Source organism: Pseudomonas sp. FA-1, from assembly GCF_056856075.1.
Genome location: NZ_JBWXTH010000005.1, coordinates 295,195 through 307,624 on the forward strand (window position 1 = coordinate 295,195; position 12,430 = coordinate 307,624).

Below are 12,430 nucleotides of genomic sequence, written 5' to 3' on the forward strand. Positions count from 1 at the left end.
TCGCCGTCTCGGATGACTTTTCCGAACGTTGCCGCCCTTGCGCCCCTTGCCGAAAATGAACGCTCGTTTTCCACGCAGACCCGGCCGTCATGTCGCAGCAGATCTTCTTCGCCCACGCCAACGGCTTCCCCTCGGCCACCTACGGCAAGCTGTTCGCCGCCCTGGCGCCGGACTACCAGGTCAAGCACCTGGCCCAGCATGCCCATGACCCGCGCTTCCCGGTCGACGACAACTGGCAGAACCTGGTCGATGAACTGCTGCACCACCTTGCCCGGCAAGAGCAGCCGGTGTGGGGTGTCGGCCATTCCCTGGGCGGGGTGCTGCACCTGCATGCGGCATTACGCTGCCCGCAGTACTACCGTGGCGTGGTGATGCTCGACTCCCCGGTGCTGACCCGTGCCGACCAGTGGCTGATCCGTGCGGCCAAGCGCTTTGGTTTCATCGACCGCATCACGCCGGCTGGGCGCACCCTGGGGCGACGCGAGGCCTTTCCCGATCGCGACAGCGCCCGGGCCTACTTCGCCAGCAAGACCCTGTTCCGCCACTTCGACCCCGAGTGCCTGGAGGCGTATCTCGAGCACGGCCTGCAGGCGACCGAGGAGGGGTTGCGCCTTTGCTTCGACCCGGACACCGAAATCCGCATCTACCGCAGCATTCCCCATGTGAGCCCAGCGCCCGTGCGCCGGTTGCAGGTGCCCTTGGCCATGGTGCGGGGCGATCACAGCGGGGTGATCCGCCGGCACCATGCCCTGGCCCTACGTACCCTGCCCAAGGGTGAATACCACAGCATCCCGGGCGGGCACATGTTCCCGCTGGAGCGTCCGGGCGATACCGCCAGCTTGCTCAAGAGCCTGTTCGACCGCTGGAGCCGCCCATGAACACGCAGGTCGAGGAGGTCCGCCTCGCCCTGGGCCACATCGAGCTGGCCGCGCACCTGTTCGGCCCGGCCGATGGCCTGCCGGTGATCGCCCTGCACGGCTGGCTGGACAACGCCAACAGCTTCATCCGCCTGGCGCCGCGCTTGAAAGGCCTGCGCATCGTCGCCCTGGACCTGGCCGGGCATGGGTATTCCGAGCACCGCCCCCAAGGCGCCGGCTACGCCTTGACCGACTACGCCCACGACGTGCTGCGGGTGGCCGAGCAGTTGGGCTGGCAGCGCTTTGGCCTGCTCGGGCACTCCTTGGGGGCGATCATTTCGGTGCAGTTGGCCGGCGCCTTGCCAGACCGAGTCAGCCATCTGGCGCTGATCGACGGCGTGGTGCCGCCCACCGGGCGTGAACAGGACGCTGCCGAGCGCCTGGGCATGGCCCTGCAGGCGCAGCTGCGCCTGGACGGCAAGCGCAAGTCGGTGTATGCGACCCTGGAGGAGGGCGTGCAGGCGCGCATGAAGGGCATGGTCGCGGTCAGCCGCGAAGCCGCCGAGCTGCTCGCCCAGCGTGGCCTGATGCCGGTACCGGGTGGCTACAGCTGGCGCAGCGACAGCCGTCTGACCCTGCCATCGCCGATGCGCTTGAACGACGCCCAGGCCATGGCCTTCGTCCAGCGAGTCGCATGCCCGGCCTGCTTGGTGGTGGCCGCCGACGGCATGCTCGCCCGCCACACGGCCTTGCTGGAGCAGCTACCCTTCGAGCAGGTCACCTTGCCCGGTGGCCATCACCTGCACCTGAACGACGAACACGGTGCAACCCTTGTTGCAGACTGTTTCAATCGCTTCTTCGGCTTTTCTTGACTTGCACCGGACAAGTGTCGAGGCTTGGCGGGTTGAAGAGGGAGACAACCATGCACATGCCAGACATCCTGGACACTTTCACCGGCGCCCTGGGCGAGAAGGGTGGCCGATGAGCGCACGTATTCTTATCGCCGCATGCCTGGGCCTGGCCAGCCCGTTGTCGTGGGCGGGCAGCCTGCCGGTGCCGGTGGACGCCAAGGTGGTCGACCAGCGTCCGGCCGTGGAGCAGGAACGGGTCTACCCCATGGGCCCGCTGCGCAAGATCAGCGGCCGGTTGCGGGTCGAGGAGAAAGTCGAAAGCCGCGGGCAGGTGAGCTCCGTCACCTATGAGCTGCCCGTGGAGCGCACAGCCCGTGAAGCCTTCACCAGCGCCCGCGAAGCCCTGCAGCGCGATGGCGGCTACCCTCTGTTCTGGTGCCAGGGCCGCGATTGCGGCGAGGCCAGCCTATGGGCCAACGAGGTATTCGCCAACGCCCGGCTCAACGGCGGCGACGAGCAGCAGGCGTTCATCCTCCTGCGCCGTTCTGCCGACGAGGCCGACACCCTGGTTTCACTCTACAGTGTCACCCGTGGCAACCGCCGCGCCTATCTGCATGTCGAGGAGTTCGTCTCCGCCAGCCCCCTGGGCGAGCTGCTGCCGACCCCGGCCACGGTGCTGCGCGAGCTGCGCGACACCGGCAAGCTGGACTACCCTGACCTGGCCGCGCCGCAACCGGCGTGGGTGGCCTTGCTCGGGCGCAGCCTGAACCTGGACAGCACCTTGCGCGCCAGCCTCAGCGGCGCCCAGGCCGAAGCCTGGCGCGAGCAACTGGTGCAGGCTGGCGTGCGCGCCGCGCGCCTGGAAGTGGGCACTGCCACCACCGATGGGCTGCACCTGGAATTGATCCGTTGAGCGGAGTGCCATGATGGCCAACAATGACCGGCTGTTGATCCAGATTCTTCTCCTGGCTTTGCTCGGCGCCGGCCTGTGGGTCATGGCTCCGTTCATCTCGGCGTTGCTGTGGGGCGCGATCCTGGCCTTTGCCAGCTGGCCGTTGATGCGCCTGCTCACGCGGGCCCTGGGCGGGCGGGAAACCCTCGCTGCGGGCCTGCTCACCGCCGTGTGGATTCTGCTGGTGGCCTTGCCCCTGGTGTGGCTGGGTTTCAACCTGGCCGACCACATCCGCGACGCCACCGCGTTCGTGCGCGACGTGCAGGTCGATGGCCTGCCCGATGCGCCGGCCTGGCTGGGCAACATACCCTTCGTGGGTGCACGCCTGGTGGCTTGGTGGGCGTCCCTGGACCAACAGGGCGCTGCGCTGCTGGCGTCGGTCAAGCCGCACCTGGGCCAGGTGGGCAACTGGTTGCTGGCACGCAGCGCGCAGATCGGCAGCGGTGTGCTCGAACTGACCCTGAGCCTGGTGTTCGTGTTCTTCTTCTACCGCGACGGGCCACGCCTGGCGGCCTTCGTCCTGCGCCTGCTGCAGCGGCTGATGGGCGAGCGCGCCGAGTACTACCTGGACCTGGTGGCCGGGACCGTACAGCGTGTGGTCAACGGCGTGATCGGTACCGCCGCCGCCCAAGGCCTGCTGGCCATGATCGGTTTCCTGATCGCCGGCGTACCGGGCGCCATCGTGCTGGGGCTGGTCACCTTCATGCTCAGCCTGATCCCCATGGGGCCGCCCCTGGCCTGGATACCTGCCACCGGCTGGCTGGTGTGGAAGGGCGAGTACGGCATGGCGGTGTTTCTCGGCTTGTGGGGCACCTTCATCATCAGTGGCGTGGACAACGTGCTCAAGCCCTACCTGATCAGCCGCGGCGGCAACCTGCCGTTGGTGATCGTGCTGCTCGGGGTGTTCGGTGGGTTGATCGCCTTCGGCTTCATCGGCCTGTTCATCGGCCCGACCTTGCTGGCCGTGGGCTACAGCCTGCTGCTGGACTGGAGCCGCAACGCCGGGCAGCAGCCCCCGCAGGCGTAGCCATAACGATAGCCCCACGCGGTTCCCTTGTAGGAGCGGCCTCGCGCCGCGAAAGGGCCGCACAGCGGCCCCAGGATTTCATCGATAACGCCACGACAACTGGGGGCCGCCTTGCGGCCCTTTCGCGGCACAAGGCCGCTCCTACTTGTCCCGCGATTGGGCCGGTTCAGGCACCGAAAACAGCTGATTTTTACGCACTCTTTATGCCCTGACCCACCCCCCGATCTCGCCCCTTTACGCCCCTGACTCGGACAATTTCCCTAAAGCGGCCCAAGCCGTGGAACGGGAGATTCGCACATGAACATGCTCGATGGGGTGTCGCTGCTCTTGGCAGTGGCGTTGGCGGTTTACCTGCTGGTGGCGCTGCTGCGCGCCGATCGCGGTTAGGGAGCGGCCATGCACAGTTACGACTATGTCTTGCTGGCGGCATTCTTCGCCATCGTGTTGCTGCCGGCGCCTTGGCTTGGGCGGTTCTGCTTCAGGGTCATGGAAGGTCGGCGGACCTGGCTGTCACCGGTGCTCGGGCCGGTGGAGCGGGGGTGCTACCGCCTGGCTGGCGTACGTGCCGAGCAGGAACAGACCTGGAAGCAGTACACCTGGGCGCTGCTGGCGTTCAACCTGGTGGGCTTCGTGATCCTGTTTGCGGTACTGCTGTTGCAGGGCAGCCTGCCGCTCAACCCGCAACACCTGGCGGGCCAGGAGTGGTCGCTGGCGTTCAACACCGCCGTGAGCTTCATGACCAACACCAATTGGCAGGCCTATAGCGGCGAGGCCTCGGTCAGCTACCTGAGCCAGATGATCGGCCTGACCGTGCAGAACTTCGTCAGTGCCGCCACCGGCCTGGCCGTGCTGGTCGCCTTGTGCCGGGGCATCGCCCGGCGTTCGGCCACCACGGTGGGCAACTTCTGGGTGGACCTGACGCGCGCCACCCTCTACGTGCTGCTGCCGCTGTGCCTGGTGCTGGCCCTGCTGCTGGTATGGCAGGGCGTGCCGCAGACCTTCGCCGACTACACCCATGCCCTGACCCTGCAAGGCGCCGACCAGACCATCCCCCTGGGCCCGGCCGCCAGCCAGGTCGCCATCAAGCAACTGGGCACCAACGGCGGTGGCTTCTTCGGCGTCAACTCCGCCCACCCCTTCGAGAACCCCACGGCGTGGAGCAACCTGTTCGAGGTGGCATCGATCATCCTCATTCCGGCAGCGCTGGTGTTCACGTTCGGCCACTACGTCAAGGACCTGCGCCAGAGCCGCGCCATCCTCGCCTGCATGCTCGGTTTGTTCCTGATCGGCGGTGCTGCGGCGCTGTGGTCCGAGCAACAGCCCAACCCGGCCCTGCAAAGCGCCCAGGTGCAACAAGCCGCACCGCTGGAAGGCAAGGAGAGCCGCTTCGGCACGACCGCCTCGGTGCTGTGGACGGTCACCACCACGGCTGCCTCCAACGGTTCGGTCAATGCCATGCATGACAGCCTCAACCCCCTGACCGGCATGGTAGCCATGGTCAACATGATGGTGGGCGAGGTGATCTTCGGCGGCGTGGGGGCTGGCCTGTACGGCATGCTGTTGTTCGTGCTGGTCGCCGTGTTCCTGGCGGGCCTGATGATCGGGCGCACGCCGGAATACCTGGGCAAGAAACTCCAGGCGCGGGAGGTGCAACTGCTGGTGGCGACCTTGTTGGTGATGCCGGTCGGTGTGCTGGTGCTCGGTGCCCTCGCCGCCAGCCTGCCAGGCCCTGCTGGTGCGGTGACCAACCCGGGCCCCCACGGCTTCAGCCAGTTGCTCTATGCCTACACCTCGGGCACGGCCAACAACGGCTCGGCGTTCGCCGGCTTCGGCGCCAACACCCCGTACCACAACCTGATAATCGGCCTGGCCATGCTCCTCGGCCGCTTCGGCTACATCCTGCCGGTGCTGGCGCTGGCGGGCAGCCTGGCGGCGAAGCAGCGCGCCCCCCAAGGCTTGAACAGCTTCCCCACCCACGGCCCGCTGTTCACCGTCCTGCTGCTGGTGACCATCCTGCTGGTCGGTGGCCTGACCTTCCTGCCGACCCTGGCCCTAGGGCCGATCGCCGAATACCTGAGTCTGGGTTTCTGAGGAATCCTCCATGAACATGCCCATTTCCGATGTGAACACCCATCACGCTGCTGCCGACCAGACCCGTTTTGCCACCCTCTGGCGCCCGGCCCTGGTGCAAGCCTTCGTCAAGCTCGACCCACGCCAGCTCAAGCGCTCGCCGGTGATGCTGGTGGTGGCGCTTACCGCCGTGCTGACCACTGTGCTGTGTGTGGCCCCCGGCAGTGGCGTGAGCGTAGGCGTCGCAGCGCAGATCGCCCTGTGGCTGTGGTTCACCGTGTTGTTCGCCAACTTTGCCGAAGCCCTCGCCGAAGGCCGTGGCAAGGCCCGCGCCGACAGCCTCAAGGCCGGTAGCCAGGGCCTGGCCGCGAAACGGCGTAGAAGCGACGGCTCGTTCGAAACTATCGCCGCCACCCAGTTGCGCAAGGGCGATGTGGTCAAGGTCGTCGCCGGCGAGTTGATTCCGGGCGATGGCGAGGTGCTCGACGGCATCGCCGCGGTCAACGAGGCGGCCATCACGGGTGAGTCGGCGCCGGTGATCCGCGAGTCCGGCGGTGACCGCTCGGCCGTCACCGGCAACACCCGCCTGGTCTCCGACTGGCTGCTGATCCGCATCACCAGCAACCCCGGCGAGTCGACCCTGGACCGCATGATCGCCCTGGTCGAAGGCGCCAAGCGCCAGAAGACACCCAACGAGATCGCCCTGGACATCCTGCTGATCGGCTTGACCCTGATCTTCCTGATCGTGGTGGTCACCCTGCAGCCGTTCGCCCATTTCGCCGGAGGCAGCCTGCCGCTGATCTTCCTCGCCGCGCTGCTGGTGACGCTGATCCCGACCACCATCGGCGGCCTGCTCTCGGCCATCGGTATCGCCGGCATGGATCGCCTGGTGCGGCTGAACGTCATCGCCCGTTCGGGCCGCGCCGTGGAGGCCGCCGGCGATGTGCACACGCTAATGCTCGACAAGACCGGCACCATCACCTTCGGCAACCGCCGCTGCAGCGCCCTGCATGCAGCACCGGGCATCACTGCGCGCGAGCTGGGGGAGGGGGCATTGCTTGCATCGCTCGCCGATGACACCGCCGAGGGCAAGTCGATCGTCGAGTACCTGCGCCAGCAGTACGACTTCGACGAACCTGCTGCAGGCGAAGTCGAGCCGATTGCCTTCAGTGCCGAAACCCGCTTGTCCGGCATCGACTTTCAACAGCGCCGCTACCGCAAGGGCGCGGTGGATGCGGTGCTGGCCTTCGTCGGCATGCAACGTCTGGACATGCCGGCACCCCTGGCCCGCGAGGTGGAGCGTATCGCCCAGGGGGGCGGCACGCCGCTGCTGGTATGCCTGGACACGCGCCTGCTGGGGGTGATCCACCTCAAGGACGTGGTCAAACCCGGCATCCGTGAGCGCTTCGCCGAACTGCGCAAGCTGGGTATCCGCACGGTGATGGTCACCGGCGACAACCCGCTCACTGCCGCTGCTATCGCCGCCGAGGCCGGGGTGGACGATGTGCTCGCCGAAGCCACACCGGAGAAGAAGCTGGCGCGCATCCGCCAGGAACAAAGCGACGGTCGCCTGGTGGCCATGTGCGGTGATGGTGCCAACGATGCCCCGGCCCTGGCCCAGGCCGATGTCGGCATGGCCATGAACGATGGCACCCAGGCCGCACGCGAGGCGGCCAATATGGTCGACTTGGACAGCGACCCGACCAAGCTGCTGGACGTGGTACAGGTGGGCAAGGAGCTGCTGGTCACCCGTGGTGCGCTGACCACCTTCTCCATCGCCAATGACGTGGCCAAGTACTTCGCCATCCTGCCGGCGCTGTTCGCCTCGATCTATCCGCAGCTGGGCGTACTCAACCTGATGCAACTGCAGAGCCCGCAGAGCGCGATCCTCTCGGCCATCGTGTTCAACGCCCTGATCATCATCGTGCTGATTCCCTTGGCCCTGCGCGGTGTGCGGGTGCAGGCCGCGAGCGCGGCCCAGCTGCTGCGGCGCAACCTGCTGATCTACGGCGTGGGCGGCATCATCGTGCCATTCGCCGGGATCAAGCTGATCGACCTGCTGCTCAATGCCCTGCACCTGGTTTGAAGGAGACGAACATGACGACCTACCTGCGCCCGGCCCTGAGCCTGGCCCTGTTGATGACGCTGATCACCGGCGCCCTCTATCCCCTGGCAGTGACCGGCATCGCCCAGGTGGCTTTCCCCGAACAGGCCAATGGCAGCCTGGTCCACGACGAGCAGGGCCGCGTGCGCGGCTCGACGCTGATCGCCCAGGCGTTCGAGGGCGATGCCTGGTTCCATTCACGGCCTTCGGCGGGCGGCTACGCCACGGTGGCGAGCAGCGCGAGCAATCTCTCACCGAGCAATCCGGCGTTGGCCGAGCGGGTCAAGGCCGATGCGGCGGCGCTCTATCACGCAGGGCAGGGCCCTGTGCCGCTGGCTTTGCTGACCACTTCGGGCAGCGGTCTGGACCCGCATTTGCCTGCGCAGGCCGTGGCCTACCAGCTCCCGCGCGTGGCGGCCGCGCGGCAGGTGCCGGTGGAGCGCTTGCAAGCCTTGCTCGAAGAGGCCACCCTCCACCCATTGATCGGCCCGCCTGTGGTCAATGTGCTGGCGCTGAACCAGGCCCTGGAGCGTTTGGCACCCGTGCCTGAGCATTGACGGGTGCTGTAGGAGCAGCCGCGTACATGAAGGATGAAACATGAGTAACGCCACCCGCGCCGATGCGCTCTTGGCGAGCCTGCCGCGCGAAGGTCGCGGCAGGCTCAAGGTATTTCTCGGCGCCGCCCCGGGTGTAGGCAAGACGTTCGCCATGCTCCAGGCTGCCCACGCCCAGCAACGCCAGGGTATGCGGGTGCTGGCCGGGGTGGTGGAAACCCACGGCCGCGCCGAGACCGAAGCACTGCTCGGCGGCCTGCCGCAACAGCCTTTACTGCGCAGCGAATACCGCGGCGTCACCCTCGAGGAAATGGACCTCGATGGCCTGCTCAAGGCCACTGCATCCCTGGTGCTGGTCGACGAGCTGGCCCACACCAACTCCCCTGGCAGCCGCCACGCCAAGCGCTGGCAGGACGTCCAGGAATTGCTGGCCGCCGGTATCGACATCTACACCACGGTCAACGTCCAGCACCTGGAAAGCCTCAACGACAAGGTCCGCGACATCACCGGCGTGCAAGTGCGCGAAACCGTGCCGGACTGGGTGCTGCAGGAAGCCTTCGAACTGGTGCTCATCGACCTGCCGCCCCGCGAGCTGCTGGAGCGCCTGCGCGAGGGCAAGGTCTACGTGCCGGAGCAGGCGAGGGCGGCGATCGATGCCTTCTTCTCCCAAACCAACCTCACCGCCCTGCGCGAGCTGGCCATGCAGACTGCCGCTGCCCAGGTCGACGCGGACCTTGCCAGCGGCTACCGCCAGCGCGGCCAGGAGGCTCCGGCCTTGCGCGGGCGGTTGCTGGTGGGCGTCGATGGCGACGAGCAGGCCGAGCGCCTGGTACGTCATGCCAGCCGGGTTGCCCAGCGCCGACACTTGCCGTGGAGCCTGGTGCATGTCGACAGCGGCCGGCTGCGCGACGAGGTCGCTCGGCAACGCTTGCAGGCCGCGCAACAGCTCGCCGAACGCCTGGGCGGTGAAGTGGTGGTGCTGCGTGCCGGTGAAGTGACCCGCACATTGATCCAGCACGCCATCGAGCGCCGTGCCAGCCTGGTGCTGGTCGGCCAGTCCCGTGATCGCCTGCGTCGGCGTCTGTTCGGAGGCGGTGTGGCGATGCGCCTGCTGCGCGAAAGCCACGGCCTGGAAATCAATGTGCTCGATCGTGACGGCCAGCCCGAAAAAGCAGGTGCGGCGGCCAAGCGAGTGTGGGTGTGGCGCCATTATCTCCTGGCGTTGCTGGCGACCGTGCTGGCGGCTGGCGTGTCGTGGGCCGTGTCGAGCCTGTTGCCGCTGCCCAACATGTCTCTGGTGTTTCTCGTCGCGGTGCTGCTGGTGGCGGTGCGTAGCAGCCTGGGGCCGGCCCTGGCCTGTGCGGCCTTGTCGTTCCTGAGCTACGACTTCCTGTTCATTCCGCCCACCTTTTCCTTCAGCATCCAGCGTGAAGAAGACGTACTGACCCTGGTGTTCTTCCTGCTCATGGCCGCCCTCACCGGCAACCTGGCCACCCGTCAGCGCCGGCAGCTACAGGCCTTGAAGGAAACCCAGGCCGAAACCACGCAATTGCTCGACCTGTCGCGCCGGCTGACCGTGGCCACCGACCGCCAGGCCGTGTTCAGCGCAGCTGGCCAGCATCTGGACGGTTGGCAGGACATGCAGGTGTGCCTGCTGGAGCGCGACAGCGACCGCCAGCTGCGTGCCGCCAGTGGCCACGAACCGCAACTGACCGACAACGAGCGCGCCGCTGCCGAATGGGCCTGGCAACACGGCCAGGCTGCCGGGCATGGCAGCGACACCTTGCCCGACGGGCGTTGGTGGTGGTGGCCGTTGTCGGTGGAGGACCAGCCCCTGGCCCTGCTCGGTGTGCGCCCACGCGCGGATGCTTCCCTGAGCACCCAGCGCCGTCGCTTGCTCATGGCCTTGGGGCAACCCCTGGCCCAGGCCCTGGCCCGCGCCCGGCTCGGCGAGCAGCTGGAGGCCGCGCGCCTGCATGGCGAGACCGAGCAATTGCGCAGCGCCTTGCTCGCCTCGGTGTCCCACGACCTGCGCACCCCCCTGACCGCCATGCGCGGCAGCATCGACAGCCTGCTGGCGTTGGGCGACGCCATCCCCCCGGATGACCGCCGCGAGCTGCTGGAGGGCACCCGCAACGAAGCCGAGCGCCTGGATCGCTATATCCAGAACCTGCTGGACATGACCCGCCTGGGCCACGGCACCCTCAAGCTCGCCCGTGACTGGGTAGCCCCGGCCGACATCGTCGGCAGCGCCCTCAACCGCCTGCGCGTAGTCCTGGCGCCCCTGCGCGTGCATACCGACGTCCCCGCCGAACTGCCGTTGCTGTTCGTTCACGCAGCGTTGATCGAACAGGCCCTGATCAACGTGCTGGAAAATGCCGCGCGCTTCTCGCCTGCCAACGGCCGCCTGGAACTGCGCGTCGCCCTCCAGGACGAGCAACTGTGCTTTGCCGTCAGCGACCAGGGCCCAGGCATCCCGGTGGCCGAGCGCGAGATGATCTTCGACATGTTCTACACCGCCGCCCGCGGCGACCGTGGCGGGCAGGGCACCGGCCTGGGCCTGGCGATCTGCCAGGGCATGATCGGTGCCCACGGCGGCAAGATCCTGGTCGACGATGGCATCGATGGCCAGGGCACCTGCATCACTCTATGCTTGCCGCTGCCCCCTCAACCCGAACCTGAAAGCGAAGCCTCATGAGTCAATCCGCCACCCTGCTGGTCATCGACGATGAACCACAGATCCGCAAGTTCCTGCGTATCAGCCTGGCCTCCCAGGGCTACAAGGTGCTCGAAGCCGCCACCGGCAGCGAAGGCCTGGCCCAGGCGGCGTTGGCCAAGCCGGACCTGGTGGTGCTCGACCTCGGCCTGCCGGACATGGACGGCCAGCAGGTATTGCGTGAGCTGCGCGAATGGAGCACCGTGCCCGTGCTGGTGCTGTCGGTGCGTGCCAGCGAAGTGCAGAAGGTCGACGCCCTGGACGGCGGTGCCAACGACTACGTGACCAAGCCCTTCGGCATCCAGGAGTTCCTCGCGCGTGTGCGCGCACTGCTGCGCCAGGCCCCCCAGACGGGCAGCGCGCTGTCGTCGGCGAGCTTCGGGCCACTGGTGGTGGATTTCGCGTTTCGCAAGGTGACGCTTGACGGCGCCGAGGTGGCGCTGACGCGCAAGGAGTACGCCTTCCTGGCCCAGCTGGCCGGCCATCCCGGGCGGGTGATCACCCAGCAGCAATTGCTCAAGGACATCTGGGGGCCGACCCATGTGGACGACACCCACTACCTGCGCATCGTCGTGGCGCATGTGCGGCAGAAGCTGGGGGATGATCCGACGGCGCCGCGGTTCATCATCACCGAGGCGGGTGTGGGTTATCGCCTGGTTGCGCCGACGGCTTGACTGGGGCTGCTTCACAAACCGATTATCAGCGGTGCACTAGACCCGGCGCATCATTCCCAGCTTCGCATCATCCATCAGCGCCTTGGCCAGAGCCGCCAAGTACTACGACGCCCAAACCAGCTGAGGTTTGTCTTCCATCACCCCGGTGAGGGTCATATCCCGCACATACCCCATCAACTCCGAAGCCTGCTCGCGTGCATAGTGGCAGGGAATGCCAGGCTCAATGCGCCCCATCGCTGGCAAGCCAGCTCCTACAGGTGTGGCGGTGTCTCTGAACATAGCGCAGGACCGGTGGGAGCCGGCTTGCCGGCGATAGGGCCAGCCCAGACAACGAACAACTCGATCTATCAATGCAGCGTCCGCGGCCCTGCCGGTACCTGCATCTGGTTCAACGCCGACTCAAGCAACACACGCAGCGCTTCAAGCTCATGCATCGAGGCCATCATCAGCATCGAGACGGGTGACTTGGGCAGCAGCTGAATCGCCTGATGCGCCACGGGCTGCGCGCACAGGGCATACTCCGAGGCCTGGATGATCGTGTCTTCGAGGGTGGTGGTTCTGGGGTGGATCGGGAACGATCTTCGACATTGCAGATTTCCTTTCAAGATGCGGCCACCTGCCTGCT

The 12,430-nt window shown here is 67.0% G+C and carries 11 protein-coding genes and 1 pseudogene; 10 read left to right on the forward strand and 2 right to left on the reverse strand.

Features of this window, described 5'->3' with window-relative positions; genetic code table 11:
- Positions 1-89: 89 nt before the first annotated feature.
- The 10 genes from AC1MHZ_RS12010 to AC1MHZ_RS12055 all read left to right on the forward strand — a co-directional run bounded on the left by AC1MHZ_RS12010 (position 90) and on the right by AC1MHZ_RS12055 (position 11,805).
- Positions 90-878: an alpha/beta fold hydrolase gene (locus AC1MHZ_RS12010; protein WP_482966388.1), complete on the forward strand. Its 789-nt coding sequence runs from the start codon at positions 90-92 to the stop codon at positions 876-878.
- A complete protein-coding gene (locus AC1MHZ_RS12015) occupies positions 875-1,729 on the forward strand; it encodes an alpha/beta hydrolase (RefSeq protein WP_084854684.1) in 855 nt (284 codons plus the stop codon). Before AC1MHZ_RS12010 ends, AC1MHZ_RS12015 begins: the two co-directional genes overlap by 4 nt.
- A 109-nt stretch (positions 1,730-1,838) precedes the next feature.
- A complete protein-coding gene (locus tag AC1MHZ_RS12020; RefSeq protein WP_084854685.1) occupies positions 1,839-2,621 on the forward strand; it encodes a DUF4892 domain-containing protein in 783 nt (260 codons plus the stop codon).
- A gap of 13 nt (positions 2,622-2,634) precedes the next feature.
- Positions 2,635-3,687 (forward strand): AI-2E family transporter, encoded by a 1,053-nt coding sequence (locus AC1MHZ_RS12025; RefSeq protein ID WP_482966389.1) that lies wholly within the window; start codon positions 2,635-2,637, stop codon positions 3,685-3,687.
- 297 nt (positions 3,688-3,984) lie between these two features.
- Positions 3,985-4,074 carry a K(+)-transporting ATPase subunit F gene (gene kdpF / locus AC1MHZ_RS12030; RefSeq protein WP_224456305.1) on the forward strand — a complete coding sequence of 30 codons (90 nt, stop codon included), beginning with the start codon at positions 3,985-3,987 and terminating at the stop codon, positions 4,072-4,074.
- A 9-nt stretch (positions 4,075-4,083) separates the two neighbouring features.
- Positions 4,084-5,778, forward strand: a complete 1,695-nt coding sequence (gene kdpA, locus AC1MHZ_RS12035; protein ID WP_482966390.1) for a potassium-transporting ATPase subunit KdpA — start codon at positions 4,084-4,086, stop codon at positions 5,776-5,778.
- Between the two features lie 10 nt (positions 5,779-5,788).
- Positions 5,789-7,843, forward strand: a complete 2,055-nt coding sequence (gene kdpB, locus AC1MHZ_RS12040) for a potassium-transporting ATPase subunit KdpB (RefSeq protein ID WP_482966391.1) — start codon at positions 5,789-5,791, stop codon at positions 7,841-7,843.
- A gap of 11 nt (positions 7,844-7,854) precedes the next feature.
- A complete protein-coding gene (kdpC, locus tag AC1MHZ_RS12045; protein WP_368829632.1) occupies positions 7,855-8,418 on the forward strand; it encodes a potassium-transporting ATPase subunit KdpC in 564 nt (187 codons plus the stop codon).
- A gap of 40 nt (positions 8,419-8,458) precedes the next feature.
- Positions 8,459-11,113, forward strand: a complete 2,655-nt coding sequence (locus AC1MHZ_RS12050) for a DUF4118 domain-containing protein (protein ID WP_482966392.1) — start codon at positions 8,459-8,461, stop codon at positions 11,111-11,113.
- Positions 11,110-11,805 carry a response regulator gene (locus AC1MHZ_RS12055; protein WP_084854691.1) on the forward strand — a complete coding sequence of 232 codons (696 nt, stop codon included), beginning with the start codon at positions 11,110-11,112 and terminating at the stop codon, positions 11,803-11,805. The genes AC1MHZ_RS12050 and AC1MHZ_RS12055 overlap by 4 nt, the downstream gene beginning before the upstream one ends.
- 102 nt (positions 11,806-11,907) lie before the next feature.
- Here the strand turns inward: AC1MHZ_RS12055 and AC1MHZ_RS12060 are convergent, their stop codons facing one another.
- The gene (locus tag AC1MHZ_RS12060; protein WP_416767663.1) at positions 11,908-12,084 is read right to left on the reverse strand and encodes a DUF3077 domain-containing protein; all 177 of its coding nucleotides are present in this window, start codon (positions 12,082-12,084) and stop codon (positions 11,908-11,910) included.
- A gap of 68 nt (positions 12,085-12,152) precedes the next feature.
- Positions 12,153-12,393, reverse strand: a pseudogene (locus AC1MHZ_RS12065) (hypothetical protein).
- Positions 12,394-12,430: the final 37 nt, after the last annotated feature.